This is a genomic window from Roseomonas acroporae, assembly GCF_023223525.1.
Taxonomy (GTDB): Bacteria; Pseudomonadota; Alphaproteobacteria; order Acetobacterales; family Acetobacteraceae; genus Roseomonas_E; species Roseomonas_E acroporae.
The window spans coordinates 1-20,364 of sequence record NZ_JALPRX010000132.1 but is presented as its reverse complement, the minus strand read 5'-3'; the positions used below and the strand labels follow the sequence as shown (position 1 = coordinate 20,364).

The following is a 20,364-nucleotide window of genomic DNA, read 5'->3' as shown; positions in this document are numbered from 1 at the left end:
TTCGGAGTGATGGAGTGCTCACTGAAACGCTCCGGGTTTGCCGGAGATAAGTTGGCTCCTGATTACCCAGCTTTATCCGCTGGCACGAAATGTCTGTAGGGGGTTGGGGGCTGGCTGAGAGCGGCGGTGGCGAGGCGGTGGATCATGCTGGGGAGGTTGGTTCTGCGGTTGAAGCGGTACTCGAAGCCGGCGAGGTAGCGATCGGCGTGACGTGGGCGCAGGGCGCGACAGGTGCCGGTGATGGCGGCCTTGACGTTGCCGAGGATGGTGTTGGCCCAGGCGAGTTGCGGGGTGGTGGGCCGCTTGCTGCTGCCGGTCCTGATGGGGGTGTGCTCGAAGCCGGCCTCGGCGAAAGCGGTGAAGCAGGCGAGGCCGTCGGAGACGACGCGGCTGCCGGGGGCGAGGTGCTGGTCGGCGTAGGGGCGGATGGCGGCCTTGGAGAAGGCCTCGACGCGGCGCAGGTGCAGCGCGGTGGGCCTGCCGTCACGGGTGGCGACGGCGACGACGAAAGAGCGCTTGTTGGGGGCTCCGTGCCCGGTCTTGTCGCCGGCGCCGAGGGTGGCCTCGCCGCCGAGATAGGCGTCGTCGACCTGCACCAGGCCCGAGAGGGGGTGCTGGTGGTTCCTGGTCTGCATGGCGCCGAGCAGCTTCTGCTTGAGCAGCCAGGCGGTGTCGTACTTGACGAGACTGTCAGAAATTTTGTGTGAGGGTCGGTTGATGAACCCTCAGGCTGCGAGGAAACGGTCGCCGAACAGGATGGCGAACTGGGTTCTGGCGGCCTTCCACTCGCGCGGGGGCATCTTCCAGTCCCGGCTGACCTCGCGCAAGACCAGGAACAGCAGCTTGGCGGCTGCCTCGTCGGTGGGGAAATGCCCGCGCAGGCGGACGGCCTTGCGCAGGCAGCTGTTGAGGCTTTCCACGGCGTTGGTGGTGTAGATCATCCGCCGGACCTCGAGGGGATAGGCGTAGAACGGGATCACCTGCGGCCATTGCCGCTCCCACGCCGGGGCGATGGCGGGATAGCGCGTTCCCCAGGGGCCGGCAGCGAAGGCGGCCAGGGCCTCGCGAGCCAGTTCGGCGCTGGGCGCCCGGTAGATCGGCTTCAGCGCCGCGGCGACGTCCTTGCGCTCCTTCCAGGAGGCAAAGGCCAGCGAATGTCGGATCAGATGCACCACGCAGCTCTGACCTGGGCTTCCGGGAAGACGGCGCTGATGGCCTCCGGAAAGCCGCGCAGCCCGTCCACCACCGCGATCAGGATGTCGGCGACACCGCGATGACGCAGGTCGTTCATGACACGCAGCCAGAACTTGGCACCCTCGGTCTGCTCGATCCAGAGCCCGAGGATCTCCTTGGTGCCGTCGGGACGCACGCCGAGGGCGATGAACACCGCCTTGTTGCGTACCACCCCCTCGTCGCGGATCTTTACCCGCAGCGCGTCGAAGAACACCAGGGCAGAAACCGCGTCGAGCGGCCGGTTCTGCCACTCGGCCACCTCCTCCAGCACCGCGTCAGTGACCGCGCTCACCAGGTCCGGCGAGACCTCGATGCCATACAACTCCCGCAGGTGCCCCTGGATCTCGCGCACGGTCAGCCCGCGGGCATAGAGCGAGATGACCTTGTCGTCGAAGTCCGGGAAGCGCCGCCGGTACCGGGCGATCAGCTGCGGCTCGAAGCTGCCCTGCCGGTCGCGCGGGATCTGCAGCGACAGCTTGCCCGTCCCGGTCAGCACCGTCTTGCGGCTGCTGCCGTTGCGATGGTTGCGCCGACCGTCCCCCTCACCGGGTGCCTCCGCCCGCTCCGCCGCCAGGTGCTGGTCCAGCTCGGCGTTCAGGATCCGCTCGGCCAACGCTTTCTTGAGTTCGTCCAGCAGGCCGTCCCGGGCAAACACCTCCCCAGGGTCGCGCCCCACCAGAAGCTCCTCCACCAACTCTCTCCGGATCGCCATTCAGTCCTCCCGCCCCTCAGGGCAGCGTAGGACCCTTCACACATAAATTCCGACAGTCTCTACTTGACCCCGAGCTGGCGCATCAGCTCCAGCGCCGCGATGTCGTTCTTGCTCTGTGTCAGCAGGAAGAGCCCGAGGAACCACTGGGTCGCCGCCAGCTTCGAGGCCTGGAACACCGTCCCCGCCCGCACCGAGGTCTGGTGCCGGCAGGCCGAGCACTGGAACAGCTTGCGCGGCCCGCACACCGCGTAGCGCTGCCCGCCGCAACGCGGGCAGGCGAACCCCTCGGGCCAGCGCCACGCCACCAGCGCCGCGTGGCACTGCTCCTCCGTCCCGTAGCGCGCCTGGAACGCCGACAGGCTCAATCCCTTCTGGAACTGCACCGCGTTGCGCGCCATCGCCCATGCCCCGCTAATCGATAACTCACTGAAGTATAACACTTCCAGACGAAAAGCGGAAGAATCTGGGTAATCAGGACGCGCTACGGGGGCGTCGGGCATTGTAGTAGCCGATCCACTTCCCCAGCCCGGCCCGCAGCTCCGAGCCGGTCTCGAAGGCATGCAGGTAGACGCACTCGTACTTCAAGCTGCGCCACAGCCGTTCGATGAAGACATTGTCCATCCATCGGCCGCGGCCGTCCATCGAGATGCGCACCCCGGCCTGCTGCAGCACCCCGGTGAAGCGCGGCGAGGTGAATTGACTGCCCTGATCGCTGTTGAAGATCTCCGGCCGCCCGAACCGGGCCAGGGCCTCTTCCAAAGCCTCGAGGCAGAACTCCACGTCCCCTGTCGGCTTTGCCGACATCACTGCGTGGGATCGCGTCGCGATGGTGTTCGACACCCGCCAGGTCAGCACCTTGCGCGTTGTCCAGTCCATCACCGCGACCAGGTAGAGGAAGCCGCGCCGCATCGGCAGGTAGGTGATGTCGGTGCAGCAGACCTGGTTAGGCCGGTCGATGACCAGGTCCCGCAGCAGGTAGGGGAAGACCCGGTGCTCGGAGTTGGGCACCGTCGTCCGCGGCCGTTGGTAAATCGGCGTCAGGCCCAGGCGGCGTGTGTGGCGACACCCTGAACTCGGCCCGTGTAGGTGCAGCGCCGGATGCCCTTCCTGGCTGGCGCCTGATCGGCCGGGATGCTGGGCAGCACGCCAGGATCGCGCCTGTGCACAGCCCGCGGCTTCAGACCGCGGCATCGGCCAAGGCGGGGTAGTCGGTGTATCCTCTAGCGCCACCGCCATAGAGCGTGGACGGGTCCAGCGGATTCAGCGGCGCGCTGGTCCGCAGTCGCTCCACCAGGTCGGGGTTGGCGATAAAAGGACGGCCGAAGGCGAAGAGGTCGGCCTCGTCCGCTGCCAATTTGCTGGTGGCAAGGTCCAGCGTCAGACCGTTGTTGGCAAGGTAGGTATTGCGGAAGGCCCTGCGCAGCGCCCCATAGTCGAAAGGCACCACGTCGCGCGGACCACCGGTCGCGCCCTCCACCACGTGCAGGTACACTAAGCCAAGCCTGTCCAGCTCCCTGACGATGTAGTCGAACTGTGACTGTGGGTCGCTGCAGGTGATGGCATTGGCGGGGGAAACCGGCGAGATCCGGATGCCGGTACGCTCGGCGCCCACCTCCTCGGCCACCGCTCGCGCGACCTCGATCATCAGCCGGGCGCGGTTCTCGACCGAGCCGCCATAGGCGTCGGCGCGCCGGTTGGCGCCGTCCTTGGCGAACTGGTCGAGCAGATAGCCGTTTGCGCCATGCACCTCGACGCCATCGAAGCCGGCCTCGAGGGCATTGGCCGCGGCGCGGCGGAAGTCGGCGACGATGCCGGGTATCTCGTCGAGGCGAAGCGCGCGCGGCTCGGAGACGTCGGCGAAGCCGCCGTTGACGAAGGTCTTGGTCTCGGCACGGATGGCGGAGGGTGCGACCGGCGCGGCACCGCCCTCCTGCAGATCCACGTGGCTGATCCGGCCCACATGCCAGAGCTGGAGGAAGATCCGCCCACCCTTGGCGTGGACCGCGTCTGTCACGCGGCGCCAGCCCGCCACCTGCGCCGGCGTATAGATGCCGGGGGTGTCCTGGTAGCCCTGGCCCTGCCGCGAGATCTGCGTTGCCTCGGAGACGATGAGGCCGGCCGAGGCGCGTTGGGCATAGTAGGTGGCGGCCAGTTCGCCCGGCACGAAGCCGTCGCCGGCCCGGTTGCGCGTCAGCGGCGCCATGACGATGCGGTTGGCCAGTGTGATGCCGCCCAGCGCGTAGGGCCGGAACAGGGCGTCGTCGGTCATGTATCGTCTCCCGGTGCGGTCTGCTCAGTGGCGGGGCGACGGCGGCGCCCCAGGGAAATCATGCCGCGGAGGCGGCAGCGTGGTAGCGCGCGGCGGCGTGCCTCTGGCGCAGATTGGGCAGCATGGCTTGGCGTGCCGCTTCCATCGCCTCCCACTGTGCGGCCTTGGGCAGGGGCGGGATGGTCACGGTCTCGCCGCGATCGAAGCCCGTCAACGCGGCGTCGACCAGTTCTCCCACCTCCATCACGCCGTCCAAACGAGCGATGTCGATGCCGGCACGGCCCCAAAGCTCGGTACGCGTCGCCGCAGGCAGCACGGCCTGGACCCGCACACCCCTGGGCTCCAGCTCCAGCGCCAGCGACTGCGAAAGATGCAGGATGAAGGCCTTGGTACCGCCGTAGACGGCCATGCCGAACTCCGGCGCCAGCCCGACCACGGAGCCGATGTTGACGATGGCGCCGTTGCCGGCCGCCGCCATGCGCGGCGCGGCGGCGCTGGCAAGGCGCATCGGCGCCGTCACGTTGAGTGCGACGAGGCGGGCGAGATCGTCGGGGGATTGCGTCAGGAAACTGCCGCCGAGCCCCGCGCCGGCATTGTTGACCAGCATACCGATGCCCGCGTCATCGCGCAGCCGTGCCTCCACCCCGGCAAGGTCGGCGGTATCCGTGAGGTCGGCGCGCAACACCTCCACGGCGATGCCGTAATCATGGCGGAAGCCATCGGCCAACGCCACCATCCGCGCTGCGTTCCGTGCGACGAGGACGAGGTTATGGCCTCGTCGCGCCAAGCGGTCCGCATAAGTGGCACCGATGCCGGTGGAGGCGCCGGTGACGAGGGCGGTGTACTTTCCGGTCATGGGATCGCCTTTATGGACATATCGTCGGTTTCGGATCGGGCTGCAGGAATTCCGGTTCGGAGCTTCATGGCGTACCTGCCCAGCCCATCGGTCCGCCGGCGCCCGCAACGCTCCGCCTGTGGCGAGGTGACGTGCCGCATCCGCAATCAATGCCGGAATCTGCCGTGCAACGGCCTGAATGGGGCGGACAAAAACCTGGAAAATCAACTGAGATGGATGTCGGACAGATCGATCGATACGACCAAAGGCGCGGTCAGCGCAGTACCATCTGGCTGCCGGGGATAGATGCGCCGTTCGGTGGGAAACCGTAAGCCCTGGACCTCGACATACTTCCCCACGTAGTGCGCTCCCGGGGTGTTTCCAGCTATCTCGACATCATAGTCGTGGCGCTTCAGCAGGCCGCTGTCGTCGACATAGAGGGTCTGGACGGTGCTATGCGTTGCAATATCCGGCGGGAATGTCACTTCGAGGCGCTGCCAGAGCTCGCCCTTCTCCCGCCATTCCCCAAGGGGCCTAGTCACGACGCCGGGGGCTGCCAGCAGGAACGGCACGTTAAGGTAGGTCCACATCGCGATCCCGGCGAAGTAGGCCAGTTGCGGCTCGCTCCAGGGGGTCTCAAGCGTGTGGCCAGCGAAGGAGAGCCTTGGATCGTCCAGCGCCTCGACGAGCGTTCCGGCGGCGTCCCTGATCTCCACCCGGTCGGGCTTGAACAGGCTCGACTTCCCTTCCAGCCCGAACGGCGAATGCGATGCCCATTCCTGCCCAAGCCGGACGGTCACGCTCGTCTCGTCGAGCTTGCCGCCCTGCCCCTTGAGCGGCCACAGCGCGCCGCCCTGGCGGAGCCGGCTCGTCAGGGTCATGAACTTCTTCCAACGGTCGAGCCCGCCATGGGCATCGATGATCTTCCGGCTCAGCTTGTCCATGCTTCGCTCCCGTGGTTCGTGCCGTCTTTCATGCATCGAGAAAGATCCTGGCGTGCGATACGAATGTCGCCGGATACTGGAACAGTGCCCCGTGCCCCGAGTCCGGATAGATAATCAGCGTCGCGTCGCTCATCCGCCTCGACATGTCGTAGGCGTTGATCGGCGGGAACATCGTGTCGTCGCTGCCGTGAACGATGAGCGTCGGCTGCCTGATCGCCCGCAGTGTTCCGTAATCCGGATCGGTCTCCGCGCACCAACGGATGATCGCCTGCGCCTGCGGGTTGCTGACGGCGTCGCCGCGATCGGGATCCCGGTCCTCCCTGCGAAGGCCCGCTCGGTCGATGAAGGCCTCGCCCGCCACCTGGCTCGCATCGGACGGGGTGAAGAAGAGCGGCAGCCTGACGTCGCGCGCCTTGCGGGCGAAGGCCGCGGCAACGACCTCCAGCAGGTGCTCCTCGCCGCCGCGCGGGGCCGTTCCGGTGAGGATGAGCCGACGCACCGCGAGCGTCCCGCGGGCGGCCATCACCTGCGCCAGGAAGCCTCCCAGCGAGAAGCCGAGGAGATCGATCTCCTCCAGGCCAAGCGCCACGATGAAGGCTTCCGCATCGGCGGCCTGCCGCTCGATGGTGTCGGGCGTTTCGCCGGAGGTCGTGCCGACGCCGGCATTATTGAAGGCGATCACCGGCCGATCCGCGGCCAGCGCATTGACCACCGCGGGATCCCAGGCGTCGATCGTCCCGGTGAAATGCTGCAGCAGGACCAGCGGGATGCCGGTCTCCGGCCCCAGGCGGCGGTATCCGAAGCGCACGCCTCCGGCATCGACGTATCGCGTCCGTGCCTGTTCGAGAGTGTCCCGCATGTCCGGTCCTTCCGTTTCCAGTTGCGCCGGGCTTCCCCGGTCGCGGCCGCGTGGGGCAGGCGGCGCGGTCCGGGCCGATCACGGTGGTCGGCGCTGCGTGCGGCCGGACCTCAGGCGGCCTGGTGTTCCAGCGAGGAGAGTTCCGCATCGTCGAGGCGCAGGGTTGCCGCCACGAGGTTGCTCTCCAGATGCGACAGGCTCGACGTGCCGGGAATCGGCAGCATCACCGGGCTGCGCCGCAGCAGCCAGCTCAGCGCCACCTGCGCCGTCGTGGCGCCGTGCCGAGCGGCGATGGCGTCCAGCGTCGAGCCGGGCCGGGACAGGGCGCCGGAGGCGAGCGGGAACCAGGGGATGAAGCCGATGCCCTTCGCCTCGGCGTGGGCCAGCACGCCGGCATGCGAGCGGTCGGCGAGGTTGAAGCGGTTCTGTACCGTCGCCACCGGGAAGAAGCGCGACGCTGCCTCGATCTCCTCGATCGAGACCTCGCTGAGGCCGGCGAGGCGTATCAGGCCGTCGGCCAGCATCTGCCGGATCGCATCGAACTGCTCGTCACGCGGCACGCGCGGGTCGATGCGGTGGAGCTGCCAGAGGTCGATCCGGTCGCGACGCAGGTGGCGCAGGCTCATCCGCACCTGCTGCATCAGGTATTCCGGCCGGCCGCAGGGAACCCAGCGATCCGGGCCCGGCCGCAACAGGCCGCCCTTGGTCGCCACCACGACATCCTCCCTGGCGCCGATCGCCTGGCCGATCAGCGGCTCCGACACCGCCGGCCCGTAGGAATCGGCGGTGTCCACGAAGTCGATGCCCAGCTCGGGCAGGCGCCGCAGCAGGCGCAGCGCCGCCGCCTCGTCCGCCGGCGGCCCCCAGACGCCGGGGCCGGCGAGCCGCATGGCCCCGAAGCCCAGGCGGTTCACCGGCAGCACGCCGCCGATCAGGAAACGGCTGGCACCGGCAGCACTCGGAATCGTTGCCATGAATACGATCCTCCGTCAGTTCGGCGCGGCGCCCTGTTGCAGGAAAGCGACGATATCGGCGCGGTCGGCGTCGTTCGCGACGCGCGTCGGCATGCGCGTGCCGGGCACCCGGCCGCCGGGGTTGGCGAGGTAGGCGTCGAGGTTCTCGGCCGTCCAGGTCAGGCCGGAACCCTTCAGGGCCGGCGAGTAGCCGAAGCCCTCTGCCGTGCCGGCCGGGCGGTTCGTCACGCCCAGCAGCGACGGCCCCACGCCGTTGCGCGGCGTCGCCACCTGATGGCAGGCGGCGCATTGCCGCTGGAACAGCACCTTGCCGTGGTCGGCATCCGCCGCCAGGGAAGGCTGCGCCAGGAGAATCGTGAAGGCGGCAGGCAGGACGAGGTGTCGCATCACGCGGCTCCGAGGCGGGTCTTGGCGAAGGGCAGGCTGCGTACGCGCCGGCCGGTGAGGGCCGCCACCGCGTTGGCGACGGCGGGCGGCACGCCGGGCAGGCCGGGCTCGCCGATGCCGCCCATCGGCGCGCCGCTCTCGACGATGCGGACATGCACCCGCGGCATGCGGTCGCGCGGCAGGATCGGGTAGTTGTCGAAGTTCCGGGCGCGCGGCGCGCCTTCCTCGAACACCACTTCCTCCAGCAGCGAGGCGGACAGGCCGAGCGCCACGGCGGACTGCACCTGCCGCTCGATGATCGCGGGGTTGACGATCGAGCCCGGGTCGATCGCCACCCAGACATCGTGCACCACCACCTCGCCCGCCGCGATCGACACCTCGGCGATGGTGGCGACCTCGGTGTTGAAGGGCGTCGCCATGGCGACGCCGCGCGCGCGGCGCGTGCCCTCCGCCTCGAACGGCCCGCGCTTCCAGCCGCCGGACAGTTCTCCCACCGCCTCCAGCAATGCGCGCTGGCGCGGCCGGTCGCGCAGCAGGGCGAGGCGCAGCGTGAACGGGTCCTGGCCGCCTGCCACGGCCAGCTCGTCGAGGAAGGATTCGTAGAAGAAGTCGTTCATCGAATGCCCGACCGAGCGCCAGAAGGCGATCACCGGCGGTTGCCGGTGCGGCACGCAGTCGACACGCCGGTTCGGGATGGCGTAGGGCTTCTCGACGATACCCTCGACCATCGACGGATCGACCGGCGAGCCGCCCTGCAGCGCGCCGAAGTAGCGGCCGATCGGCCCCTCACCCACCACGCGCGCGTGCAGCGCCACGGGCATGCCCCGCGCGTCGAGCCCGCCGCGGAAGCGCACGAAGCCCATCGGCCGCACCGCGTCGCGGCCGAATTCCTCCTCGCGGCTCCAGATCACCTTGACTGGCTGCCCTGCCGCTTGCGCCAGCCGGATCGCCTGCTGGAACGGGCTGGCGAAGTCGTAGAGGAAGTGCCGGCCGAAGAAGCCTCCCAGTAGCGGCGAGTGCAGCCGCACCTGCTCCGGCCGCAGTCCTGCCACCTGCGCGGCGGCCGCCTGGAACAGCTCGGGCATCTGGTTGGGCAGCCAGAGATCCAGCGTGCCGTCCGGGTTGAACCGGGCGAGGGCGGAGGGCGGCTCCAGTTGCGCGTGCGAGAGGTAGGGCGCGTCGTACTCGGCCTCCACCACCCGTGCCGCCCCGGCCAGGGCGCTGTCCACGTCGCCCTCCCGCTCGGCCGGCGCGCCGGCGCCCGTCTCGGCTCGCAGCGCCGCCAGCATGACGGCGGAGGAGAAATCCGCCTCCAGCCCGCCCCGGCCCGCCGTCCAGGCGACATCCAGCGCCGCCACCGCCTGCCGCGCCCGCCACCAGCGATCCGCCAGCACCGCCACCGCGCCGGGCAGACGGTGGATCGAGTGCACCCCCGGCATCGCCCGCACCGCCGCCTCGTTGGCGAAGGCGCCGGGCTCCCCGCCCAGGCGCGGCGCGTGCTGCACGGCCGCCTGCAGCATGCCGTCCACCGCCATGTCGATGCTGTAGCGCGCGTGCCCAGTGGATTTTTCCCGCGCGTCCAGCCGCGCCACCGGCTTGCCGATATAGCGGAAGGTCTTCGGGTCGCGCAGCGGCACGGCGGCGGCCGGCGCCAGGGCCAGCGCGGCGCCGGCCAGTTCGCCGTAGCCTATCCGTCGGCCCGAGGCGGCATGCACCACCTGGCCCGGCTCGGTGGTCAGCGTCGCCTGCCCGACCAGCAGGCGCGCGGCGGCGGCGCGCAGCAGCATCTCGCGCGCCGAGGCGCCGAGCCGGCGCATCGTCTCGTAGGAGGAGCGGGTGGAGAAGGAACCGCCGGTCATGCGGATGCCGTTGACCACCAGGTAGTCGGCGCCGGGCGGCGCGCACTCCACCGTGAAGCGGGCGGGGTCGGCATCCAGCTCCTCGCCGACGATCTGCGCCATGGCGGTGCCGATGCCCTGCCCGCCCTCGACGAAGGGGCTCAGCAGCCGCACCGCCCCGTCGGGGCCGATCTCCAGGAAGGCAGGCACGCGCGTGCCGGGCGGCGGCGCGGCGCCCGGCGTGGTTGCCTGTGTGGTTCCCTGGGCGCGGGCGAGGCGCGGCGGCAGCGCCACGCCGAGCACCAGCGCCCCCGCCGCGAAGCCCAGCACGCCGCGCCGCGACAGGTTCGCCGGCCGCGCCACGCCGGGCAGGCCGCGGGGAAGGCCGGGTGCCGGCGCCGGGGGGCGGGTCATGCCGTTCATGGTCCCGCTCCGCCTCAGGCCGCTGAGGCGGCGGCGCGCACCGCGTCGGCGATGGCGTTGTAGGTGCCGCAGCGGCAGAGATTCGTCATGGCGGCCGCGATGTCGTCCTCGCCCGGCCTCGGCGTCTGCCGCAGCAGCGCCGTCGCCGCCATCACCTGGCCGGACTGGCAGTAGCCGCATTGCGGCACCTGGTGCGCCACCCACGCCGCCACCACGCGCCGCCCCACCGGCTCCTGCTCCACCGCCTCGATGGTGGTCACCTGCGCCCCCGCAACGCTCTCCGCCGGGGTGATGCAGGCGCGCGTCGCCTGCCCGTCCACCAGCACGGTGCAGGCGCCGCACTGCGCGATGCCGCAGCCGTACTTCGTGCCGGTCAGGCCGAGCGTGTCGCGGATCACCCACAGCAGCGGCGTCCCGTCCTCGACGTCGAGCCGGTGGGTCGCGCCGTTGATGGTGAGTTCGAGCATGCCGCCTCCGTCGCGCCGTCACGGGAGCGGCCGGCTGGCCGCCACGCCCTGGTTAGTGGCTGCGGCACGGGCAGGCTTGTCGGATAGTCTGGTGCCCGTCTCCGCGACCGATGCCGGGGGGGCGGGGCCCGGAGCAACCCGGCCACGTCCGGGCAGCGGTTCCAGCACGACGGTCCCGGGGCACAGCGCTCCCCGGACACAATGGTCCTAGACGGCAGGACGCCACGTTCCGATATCCCGTGCCATGCAGCCTCGCCTTCCGCCCCAGGCGCGGGACGGATCATGTCCCGGCCCGCGCCATGTGTGCGGTCGCCACGGTCATGGTCTACCGCTCCGGCCCTTGCTCCCGTGCATTCCCCGAGCCGCCGGGCGAGCGTGCCCGGCTCGGCAATGCCCTGACGACGGGCCGCCGTGACGGATGACGGGCGAGGAGCGCCGGTCGCCTTCGGGGATTTCGTCTTCCGGCCGGAAGGCCGGATCCTGCTGCTGCACGATCAGCCCGTGGCGCTGAGCGGCCCGGCGCGCGGCCTGCTCGCCCGGCTGCTGGAGCAGCCCGGCACGGTGGTCGGCACCGCCGCGCTGATGGCGAGCGCCTGGCCCGGCGTGCTGCGCCTGGAGGCCAACCTGCGCGTGCAGATGGCCGCGCTGCGGCGGGCCCTGGCGGCAACGCCGGGCGGCGGCCGGGCGATCCTCAACATCCCGGGCCGGGGCTACCAGTTCGCCCTGCCGGTGCGTGCCCTGGCCGAGCCGCCGGCGCTGCTGAGCGTTGCCGACGAGGCCGCCGGGCGGCCGCCGCCCCTGCTCGTCCCGCTGATCGGGCGCAAGGCCGAACTCGCCCTGCTGGCGCAGCGCCTGACGGAGCGGCGCCTGCTCACGCTGACCGGCGCCGGCGGCATCGGCAAGACCAGCCTCGCCCTGGCCGCGGCGGCCGCGTGGGAGGCGGTCGCGCCGGGCCGGCGCGTGCATTTCCTCGACCTCGCCACGATTTCCGAGGAATCGCTGCTGCCGGCGGCGGTGGCGAGCGCCTTCGGCCTCGGCACCCCGGGCATCGACCCGGTGGCCGAGATCGGCATCGCGCTGCGGGACCGGGAGACACTGCTGCTGCTCGACGGTGCGGAGCACCTGGCCCTGGCGGCCGGTGACCTCGCCGTCCGCCTGCTGGCAGGCAGCCTCGTGCTGCGCCTGCTGGCGACCAGCCGCGAGGCGCTTCAGGCGCCCGGCGAGTGGCTGCATCCGCTCGCCCCGCTCGCCGTGCCGCCGGCGGAGGCGCCGGCAAGCCTGGCCGCGGTGCTGGCCTGGCCGGCGGCGCAGCTCTTCGTGCAGCGCGCCGCCGCCCGCCTGGGCGAATTCCGGCCGGCCGAGGCCGACGCGGCGGCGCTGGCCGGGCTCTGCCGGCGGCTGGACGGGCTGCCGCTGGCCATCGGCCTCGCCGCGGCGCGGATCGACATGTTCGGCATCGCCGGGCTCGCGGCCGGCATGGCCGACCTGCTGGCGGTGTCGGGCGGGGCGCGCCGCGGCGTCGCGCCCCGTCACCGCACGATGCGTGCCACGCTCGACTGGAGCCACGACGCGCTGTCGCCCGAGGACCGGCGGCTGCTGCGCCGGCTCTCCGTCTTCGCCGGCCCCTTCACCGCCGAGGCGGTCCACGCGGTGCTCGACGAGCCGGATCCCGTGACGCTGGAGCGGGCGCTGCGCCGGCTGGAGGGCAAGTCGCTGCTCGTGCCCGCCGGCGCCGCGGACGAGACCGCGCCACGCCGCCGCCTGCTGGAGATCACCCGCGCCTACGCGGCGGAGAAGCTGGCCGGCAGCGGCGAGGCGGCGGCGATGCAGCGCCGGCACGCCCTGCAGGTGCTGGCCCAGGTGGAGGCCGCCGAGGCGGCGCGGCCGCTGCTGCCGCTGCCAGCCTGGCGCGCCCGCCACGACCACCTGCCCTACGAGTTGCGCGCCGCGACCGACTGGGCCTTCGGGCCGTCGGGGGAGGCGGCGCTGGGGCTTCGCCTGCTCGCCGGCTCCGCCCCGATCTGGCTGGAGCTGAACGCGATGGCCGAGTACCGCCAGCGGCTGGAGACCGCCCTGGCGCGGCTGGCGGCGACGGGCGAGGCACGGACGGCTGCGGCGGCGCGGCTGCACGTCGCGGCCGGCACGGCGATCCTGCACAACACCGGCGAGGTCACGCTGATGACCGAGCATCTGCGCCAGGCGATCGAGATCGCCGACGCCGCCGGTGACGCCGCCCTGGCCATCACGGCGACCGCCGGCCTGTGGATGAGCCGCAACATGGCCGGCGAGGTCGCCGCCAACGAGGCGGTGGTGGCCGACATGGGCCGCCGCATCGCGGTGCTGCCGGCCCCTGACGGCCGGCTGGCGCGGATGCACCAGCGCATGGCCAGCCTGACGGCCTATTTCGCCGGCGACCTCGCGACGGCCCGCCGCCTCGTCGATGCCAGGCTGCGGGACGCGGAGGAGGCGGACCGGCACGACATGCCGATCGACCTGGAGACCGCCACGCTCGCCCTGCATGCCCGGCTGCTCTGGCTGGAGGGGCGGCCGGCACAGGCCTGGGACGTGGCGCGGGCGGCGCTGCGGCGCGCGGAGGTGGTCGACCGCCCGCTGACCCTGGCCTACTGCCTGACCTTCGCCGCCTGCCCGGTCGCGATCTGGAACGGCGACCCGGCGGCGGCGGCGCTGGCGGCGCGACTGACCGCGACCGGCCTGCGTCACCGCATGCCCTATTGGCAGGGCTGGGGCCGCTGCTTCGAGAGCGCCCTCGACGCGCCGCCGGCACGGCCGCGTGGCCTGGAGCTGACGCCCTTCCACCTGGAGCTGCTCGGCACCATCCACCCGGCCCTGGCCGACCCCGCGACCATCGCGCGCGCCGAGGCGGGCCTCGCCCCCTGGTGTGCGCCTGAATTGCTGCGGGTGAAGGCCGAGACGCTGCTGCAACGCGCCGGCGGCGAGCCGGGGGTGGCGCGCGTCGCCGAGCGCATCCTGCGGGAGGCGCTGGCACTGGCGGAGCGGCGGGGGATGCACGCCTGGGCGCTGCGCTGCGCCACCAGCCTAGCGCGGCTGCTGCGCCGGGGCGGCGAGGCCGGCGCCGCCCGGGCGCTGCTGGCGCCCGTCGTCGCGGCCCGCACCGAGGGGCAGGAGCTGCCGGATCTGCGCGCCGCCCGCCAGGTGCTCGACGACGCGGCCGCCTGACCCTGCGCTCGCAGGGTGCCCCCGGGGGACGCTCCGACCTCAGGCCGCCGTGGCGCAGCGGGGCGGGCCGCGCAGGAAACGCTCCGCGGCCAGCCGGTCGGGCGTGTCGAAGCCTTCGGTGAGCCGCTCCAGCGCCGCCGCCACGCCGGCCCGCGCCGCCTCGGCACGGGCCGCATCGCCGCACCCGTCGAGCGCCTGCGCCCGGCTCAGGGCGACGCGCAGCGTCCAGAAGCCTGCACCCTGCGCCTCGGCCATGGCGGCGGCGCGGTCGAGCAGCAGGGCGGCGCGCGCCGGGGCCGTCCGCGCGCAGGCCATGGCCTCCAGGCGCAGCACCTCCGGCATGATCCAGCTCGGGCGATCCGGGTCGATCAGGTCTATCCCGTCCGGGCCATGGTGCCCGAGGCCGAGCACGGCGAGGAATTCCCGGTGCCCCGCGCTCCACGGCTCGGCCGCCAGGAATTCCCCGCGTGGCGCCTGGGGCCGGCCCAGCATCGCCGAGGCGGCCTGCCGCAGGATCGTGCCGTAGCGGCCCCAGAAGGGCAGGCCGTCGCGCCGCGCCGTCTCCAGCAGCAGCGCGGCGCCCTCCAGCGCCGCCGCCGGCTCGGCCGCCAGCATGGCGATGAGGCAGTGGCCGACGGTCAGCGAGAAGCACAGCGACAGGCCGTGGCCGCTCGCCCTCGCCTCCTCCAGGCTCTCGCGCGCCGCGTCGCGCGCCTGGTCGGCGCAGCCCTGCAGCCAGAGCGTGCGCGCCAGCAGCGCCCGCGTGGCCGAGCGCGGCTCGAACTGGTAGGCGCCGAGGATGTTGCCGCCCTGCGGCGCCGGGCGGGCCAGCACTCGCTCGGCATGGCGCCGCCCCTCGGACAGCTCTCCCAGGAAGGTGAGCGTCATGCCGGTGGCGCGGTCGACGATGTACAGCGGGTCCTGGTCCGGCGGCGTGCAGTCCGCGTAGTCGCGGATGAGGTGCAGCGCCTCGGCGTAGCGCGCCTCGCCGAAATGCCAGGTCCAGAGGCCCCACAGGCTGTGCCGGCGCATCGGCAGGTCGCCGGCCCGCTCGGCGAGGGCGAGCGCCCGCGCATAGGCGTCGCGCACCGCTTGCGTCGGCCCGTCGGCATGGAAGGTGGCCAGCGCCAGCGTCGCCAGCAGGCGCGTCTCGGCCACCGGGTCGGGCGGCGCACCCCCGGCCAGCGCGGCGAGGGCGCGCCCGGCCTGCCGCCGGTTCTCGCCGACGAGCGTGAGCTGCATGAAGAACGGCCCCGCCGCCGCCGCCAGCCGCACGCCGGCCGCGGCATCCCCTTCCGGGCCGAAGGCCCAGTCCAGCGCGGCCAGCAGGTCGTCCAGCAGGCGCCGGTTCTCCCGCTGCCGCTGCTCCGGCGGCATGGGGCGCGGCGTGGCCAGGTCTTCCAGCCGCGCGCGCACACGGTCCAGATGGCACCGGGCCACGGCCGGACGGTCGCCGCTCGCGGCCAGCCTGGCCGCCGCGTCGTCGCGGATCGTGTCGAGCAGCCGGTACCAGGGCTGCTCGCCGCCGAGATCGGCAGCGACCAGGGAACGGTCGATCAACTCGGCCAGGGCCTCGGCCACCTCGGCCGGCCGCGGCGCCGCGTTCCCGGCGCCGGGCGCCGTGCCCGTGGCGGCCCCCACCGCGACCGCGCCCGCCAGGGTGAAGGGACCGCGGAAGATGCCGAGCCGTAGCAGCAGGGAACGTTCGGCCGCCGGCAGCAGCCGGTGGCTCCAGTCCAACGTGGCGGCCAGGGTGCGGTGCCGGTCGACCACCGGCGCCTGCCCCGGAACGGGGGTCGCGAGCTGCCGCGAAAGGTCCTGCACCAGCGTCGCCAGCGGCAGCGTGCCGAGCCGCGCGGCAGCCAGCTCGATCGCCAGCGGGATCCCGTCCAGCGCCCTGCACAGGCGGATGGCGAGCGGCAGCTCCGCCGCCCCGGGCCACCAGGGCGGGTCGCCGGCGGCGGCGCGTTCGAGCAGCAGCCGCATGGCGGGCGCCGCCGCCGCGTCCGCCGCCGTCTCCCCGGCCGGCAGGGCCAGCGGCGCGAGGCGGTACAGGTACTCGCCCTCCACTCGCAGCGGCTCCCGGCTGGTGGCGAGCAGCCGCAGCGCCGGGGCCTCGGTCTGAAACCGTTCCGCCAGGGGCGCGATGCCGTCGAGCACGTGCTCGCAGGTGTCGAGGATCAGCAGGCGCTGCTGGTCGCGCAGCGCCGCCGCCAGCTCGGCGGCGGAATCGGCGTCGGCCAGCCGCAGGCCGAGCGTGGTGGCGACCCGTCCGACCGCGAGCGAGGCGTCCGGCAGTGCCGAGAGATCGACCAGGGTGACGCCCTGCGCGAAGCTGCCGGCGAGGTCCTGCGCCACCGCCAGGGCGAGGCTCGTCTTGCCCACCCCGCCCACGCCCAGGAGCGTGGTCAGCCGCTGCCGCGGCAGCAGCGCGCCCAGCGCGGCGATGTCGGCCTCGCGGCCGACCAGCGTGGCGCCGGGCCGGGACAGCGCGCCGTCTCTCCCGCCCGCGCGCACGGCGAGGGACAGCGCGTAGCCCCGGCCGGGATGGTTGACGATGCCGTGCCCCTCGCCCAGCGCCTTGCGCAACGCCGAGACGTGGACGCGGATGTTCGCCTCCTCGACGAAGAGGTCGGGCCAGACGCGGCCCATGATCTCCGGCGCGCCGACCGCCGCCGGGGCGCGTTCGGCGAGCAGCCGCAGGATGGCGATGGCGCGGGCGCCGAGCGGCAGCGGACGTCCCGCCTTGGTCACGCGCCCCTGAGCCGGGTCCAGGCGGAACGATCCGAATTCCAGGCTTTCCGTCGTCAATCCGGCCCTCCATTCCCTCCGGCGGCGCGGCCACGGATGGCGGCGCCGCGGCAGGATGCCCCGGCAGGCCCGGACGGGACTAGGACGGTACGCTTTGGCCGTCGCCCTCCTTCATGCGGCCGGGCACGCCGCCGCGGCGCGCCGCCACCGGCTCGGCGTCTCGCCGGCATGGCGGCGGAAGACGCGCGACAGGTGCGCCTGGTCGGCCAAGCCGCAGGCCAGGGCGATCTGCGCCAGCGGCTCCTCGCCGTCGCGCATCATCCGCTTGGCGCGCTCGATGCGCTGCTCCAGCAGCCAGGCATGCGGCGCGCAGCCGAAGCTCGCGCCGAAGCCGCGGAAGAAGGCGCTGCGGCTCAGCCGTGCCGCCGACGCCATCTCCATGACCGACAGCGGCTCCGACAGGCGTTCCGCCACCAGTCGTCGCACTCGCCGCACCTGCCAGGCCGCGAGGCCACCCGGCGTGGCGGCGGCCGCGTCCGATGGTGCGCCATCCGGATGCCGCGCCGCGTCCGGGTGCGGCAGCCCGGCGGGACAGGGTGGGAGCGGCACCGCCGGAACCGCGGGAAGCTGCATCATGGCCGTCGCTCCTGTCCTCGGTGCGGGCGGCAGGGCGCCCGCCGAACGACGTTCCTGATGCGCTGCGCCGGCGGCGGGGCGTGAGTAAAGCGATGCAAAAACGGCCCGGCCACGGGAGCCCGCCGAGAGGTCGGCACGGGACGGGATCGACGGGCCCGGGCGCTGCCGCCCGTTCTCCGGGCCGCCGGAGGACGCGCGGACAATCGGCCCGCCCTCGGGGTGCCGATGCTGCCGGCCCGCCGGCGCGGCCGGCATCCCCGTCCGGCCCGGCCACCGGGACGCGATGAAGGCCGGAAGGTTCATGCGACGAGGTTGCAGGACGAAGCGCGGCGGTGCCGTCGAGGCGCCGATCCGGCACATCGAGGTCGGGGAGCACCGGCTCGCCTACCGCCGCATCGGCGCGGGCCGACCGCTGCTGCTCTGCAACCGGTTCCGCGGCACCATGGCGTGCTGGGACCCGGCCTTCATCGACGCCCTCGCCGCCACGGGGATCGAGGTGATCCTGTTCGACTACGGCGGCCTGGGCCTCTCCACGGGCGAGCGGCGCTACAACCCGATCGCGCTGGCGGAGGAGGTGCGCGCGCTGCTGCTCGCGCTCGATCTGCGCCGCGCGGCCGTGGGGGGCTGGTCGCTGGGCGGCATGGTGGCCCAGGTGGCGGTCGCGACCTTCCCGGCGCTGCTCAGCCATGCCGTGCTGATCGGCACGGTGCCGCCTGGCCCGAATGCGCGGCTGCCGAGCCAGCGCTACTACGATCTCGCGACCCTGCCGGAGCCGGATCTCGAGACCGAGACGGCGCTGTACTTCGTGCCCACCTCCGCGCCCAGCCGGACGGCGGCGCGCCGCTCGGCGGAGCGGATCGGCCGGTGGCCCGCTTCCGGCGACCCCGTTCCGGCCGAATGGGCGGCGGCGCAACTCGGCGACGGGCCACGCCAGCCGCTTTTCCCGGCCGACTTCGTGCTGGCGGCGCTACGCACGACCGCGCTGCCGATCCTGCATCTCGGTGGCGATCACGACATCGGCTTCCCCATCGAGAACTGGTACGCGCTCAGCGGGCAGTTGCCGAGCCTGCACCTGCTGACCTTCCCCTCCGCAGGCAACGCGCCGCACCACCAGCACCCGGAGGCGGCGGCGCTGCACGTAGCGGCCATCCTGCGCCGCGAACGCTGAAGGCCCGCACGCACGGTGCAAGCCATTGGGCGATCCATGGGCGACCGATCGGCGGGCCTGGCCTGCGCCGCGGCGCCATGGACGAGCACCGCGCCAACGGGCGCCCGCCGTCGGCGCCGCAAGCCTGGCGCCCGCCGCAACCCTGCATCGAGATGGAGAAAGGCGATGTCCGAGCCTTCATGGTCGATCGGATCGACATCTCGCATGCCGCTTCTCGCCAGCGGCGCCCATGGCGTGATGCTGCCGGCCTACCGCTCCTGCGTGCTGCCCCAGGGAGCGCCTAACGCCAGGCTGGTTCTCTACACTGGCGCCAGCCACGCCTTCCTGCTCCAGCGCATCGAGGAGTTTGCCGGCGGGGTCGGCCGCCTCTCGGCGACCTGACGATCGCGGCCACGACGGGGCCATGGCGACGGGGCCGGTCCGGCCGGCCGCGCCGCGGCACGCCGCGACAAGACCGACGGCGTGTCGGCCACGATGGTGTGGCGCTGCCTGTCCCCCAGGCCCTGTGCAACCGACGCGGAGAACCCGGCATGCGAAGCATCCCGCCCACGAGGCTGCTCCCCGCCCTCGGCCTCGCGTGCCTCCTCGCAGCATGTTCCGGCCCGGGAACCCGTCAGGACACGACCCGCCAGGCCGCAGATGCCGGCCCGGCGGCCTCCAGCGGCACGCGAGGTGATGGCGCAGGCTATCTCGAGGAACCCGAGTACCAGCCCTGACAGCCGGGCCATCGCGCCCGACCGGCCGTTACCACGCCGCACCCTCCAGGGCCCCGAGCGGGATACGCAGGTAGCGGCGTCCGTTCGCCTCTGGCCGCGGCAGCCGGCCACCGCGTATGTTCACCTGCAGCGCGTGCAGGATCAGGCGCGGCATCGGCAGCACGGCGTCGCGCGCCTCGCGCATGTCCATGAAGGATTCCTCGTCCTGCCCGGCAAGATGCGGGTTGCGGCGCTTCTGCTCGGCCACGCTGCTTTCCCAGCGCGGCTCCCGGCCGCCGGGCTGGTAGTCGTGGCCAGTGAAGAGCCGGGTCTCTTCCGGCAGGGCGAGGATCTCCTGGATGGAATGCCAGAGCCGCCGCGCGCTGCCGCCCGGGAAGTCGGCGCGCGCCGTGCCGCCATCGGGCATGAAAAGCGTGTCGTGCACGAAGGCGGCATCGCCGATCACGTAGGTGATGGAGGCCAGCGTGTGCCCCGGCGAGAACAGCACACGCCCTTCCAGCGAGCCGATCCGGAACCGGTCGCCGGCGGCGAAGAGACGGTCCCATTGCGAGCCGTCGGCGGCGAGGTCTGGCAGGCCATAGATCTCCTGCCAGAGCCGCTGCACCGCGACGACATGCTCGCCGATCGCCGTCGGCGCGCCGGTGCGCTGCCGGAGATAGGCGGCGGCGGAGAGATGGTCGGCATGCGGGTGCGTGTCGAGGATCCAGTCCACGCGGAGATCATGCGCGACGAGATGGTCCAGGATGGCGTCGGCGCTGCGCGTGGCGATGGTGCCCGACTTCTCGTCGTAGTCCAGCACCGGGTCGACGATGGCGCAGCGCCGTGTCGCCGGGTCGGCGACGACGTACTGGACGCTCCAGGTGCGCGGGTCGAAGAAGCCGCGCACCTCGGGCTGCCCCGGGGGACATCCGGTGGGTCGCCCCGGGCCTGCCGGGGTCGCGGCGTCCCGCTCCG

The 20,364-nt window shown here is 72.7% G+C and carries 15 protein-coding genes and 3 pseudogenes; 3 read left to right on the top strand and 15 right to left on the bottom strand.

Features of this window, described 5'->3' with window-relative positions; translation table 11 throughout:
• Positions 1-62 precede the first annotated feature (62 nt).
• From M0638_RS24655 to M0638_RS24595, 12 genes and pseudogenes are all read right to left on the bottom strand, one after another.
• Positions 63-698, bottom strand: coding sequence for an IS1595 family transposase (locus tag M0638_RS24655; protein ID WP_345893068.1), 636 nt, complete (start codon positions 696-698; stop codon positions 63-65).
• A 27-nt stretch (positions 699-725) separates the two neighbouring features.
• Positions 726-1,945: pseudogene (locus tag M0638_RS24650) on the bottom strand (IS256 family transposase).
• Positions 1,946-2,010: 65 nt separating this feature from the next.
• Positions 2,011-2,343, bottom strand: a pseudogene (locus M0638_RS24645) (transposase); the annotation flags it as partial.
• A 79-nt stretch (positions 2,344-2,422) separates the two neighbouring features.
• Positions 2,423-3,025 (bottom strand): annotated as a pseudogene (locus tag M0638_RS24640) (IS3 family transposase); the annotation flags it as partial.
• A gap of 97 nt (positions 3,026-3,122) precedes the next feature.
• Positions 3,123-4,214, bottom strand: a complete 1,092-nt coding sequence (locus M0638_RS24635) for an alkene reductase (RefSeq protein ID WP_248669611.1) — start codon at positions 4,212-4,214, stop codon at positions 3,123-3,125.
• A gap of 58 nt (positions 4,215-4,272) precedes the next feature.
• Positions 4,273-5,070, bottom strand: coding sequence for an SDR family NAD(P)-dependent oxidoreductase (locus tag M0638_RS24630; protein WP_248669610.1), 798 nt, complete (start codon positions 5,068-5,070; stop codon positions 4,273-4,275).
• Between the two features lie 203 nt (positions 5,071-5,273).
• A complete protein-coding gene (locus M0638_RS24625) occupies positions 5,274-5,993 on the bottom strand; it encodes a hypothetical protein (protein WP_248669609.1) in 720 nt (239 codons plus the stop codon).
• Positions 5,994-6,021: 28 nt separating this feature from the next.
• Positions 6,022-6,852 carry an alpha/beta fold hydrolase gene (locus M0638_RS24620; RefSeq protein ID WP_248669608.1) on the bottom strand — a complete coding sequence of 277 codons (831 nt, stop codon included), beginning with the start codon at positions 6,850-6,852 and terminating at the stop codon, positions 6,022-6,024.
• Between the two features lie 110 nt (positions 6,853-6,962).
• Positions 6,963-7,826, bottom strand: coding sequence for an aldo/keto reductase (locus M0638_RS24615; RefSeq protein WP_248669607.1), 864 nt, complete (start codon positions 7,824-7,826; stop codon positions 6,963-6,965).
• Between the two features lie 15 nt (positions 7,827-7,841).
• A complete protein-coding gene (locus tag M0638_RS24610; protein WP_248669606.1) occupies positions 7,842-8,213 on the bottom strand; it encodes a c-type cytochrome in 372 nt (123 codons plus the stop codon).
• On the bottom strand, positions 8,213-10,474 hold the full coding sequence (locus M0638_RS28970) for a xanthine dehydrogenase family protein molybdopterin-binding subunit (RefSeq protein WP_282572273.1): 2,262 nt from the start codon (positions 10,472-10,474) through the stop codon (positions 8,213-8,215). Before M0638_RS28970 ends, M0638_RS24610 begins: the two co-directional genes overlap by 1 nt.
• Before the next feature lie 14 nt (positions 10,475-10,488).
• Entirely contained in the window at positions 10,489-10,941 is a 453-nt protein-coding gene (locus M0638_RS24595) for a (2Fe-2S)-binding protein (protein WP_248669605.1), read from the bottom strand.
• Between the two features lie 411 nt (positions 10,942-11,352).
• Between M0638_RS24595 and M0638_RS24590 the strand changes: the two genes are divergently transcribed.
• Positions 11,353-14,139 (top strand): ATP-binding protein, encoded by a 2,787-nt coding sequence (locus M0638_RS24590; RefSeq protein ID WP_248669604.1) that lies wholly within the window; start codon positions 11,353-11,355, stop codon positions 14,137-14,139.
• Positions 14,140-14,178: 39 nt separating this feature from the next.
• Here M0638_RS24590 and M0638_RS24585 read toward each other — a convergent pair whose 3' ends face one another.
• Entirely contained in the window at positions 14,179-16,950 is a 2,772-nt protein-coding gene (locus M0638_RS24585; protein ID WP_248669603.1) for an ATP-binding protein, read from the bottom strand.
• Between the two features lie 111 nt (positions 16,951-17,061).
• Complete coding sequence (locus M0638_RS24580; RefSeq protein WP_248669602.1) at positions 17,062-17,526, bottom strand: helix-turn-helix domain-containing protein; 465 nt, start codon at positions 17,524-17,526, stop codon at positions 17,062-17,064.
• A 301-nt stretch (positions 17,527-17,827) separates the two neighbouring features.
• On the opposite strand from M0638_RS24580, the gene M0638_RS24575 reads away from it, so the two are divergent.
• Entirely contained in the window at positions 17,828-18,694 is an 867-nt protein-coding gene (locus M0638_RS24575; protein ID WP_248669601.1) for an alpha/beta fold hydrolase, read from the top strand.
• Positions 18,695-18,898: 204 nt separating this feature from the next.
• A complete protein-coding gene (locus tag M0638_RS24570; protein ID WP_248669600.1) occupies positions 18,899-19,075 on the top strand; it encodes a hypothetical protein in 177 nt (58 codons plus the stop codon).
• 363 nt (positions 19,076-19,438) lie between these two features.
• Here the strand turns inward: M0638_RS24570 and M0638_RS24565 are convergent, their stop codons facing one another.
• Positions 19,439-20,296, bottom strand: coding sequence for an MBL fold metallo-hydrolase (locus M0638_RS24565; protein WP_248669625.1), 858 nt, complete (start codon positions 20,294-20,296; stop codon positions 19,439-19,441).
• Between the last annotated feature and the right edge of the window lie 68 nt (positions 20,297-20,364).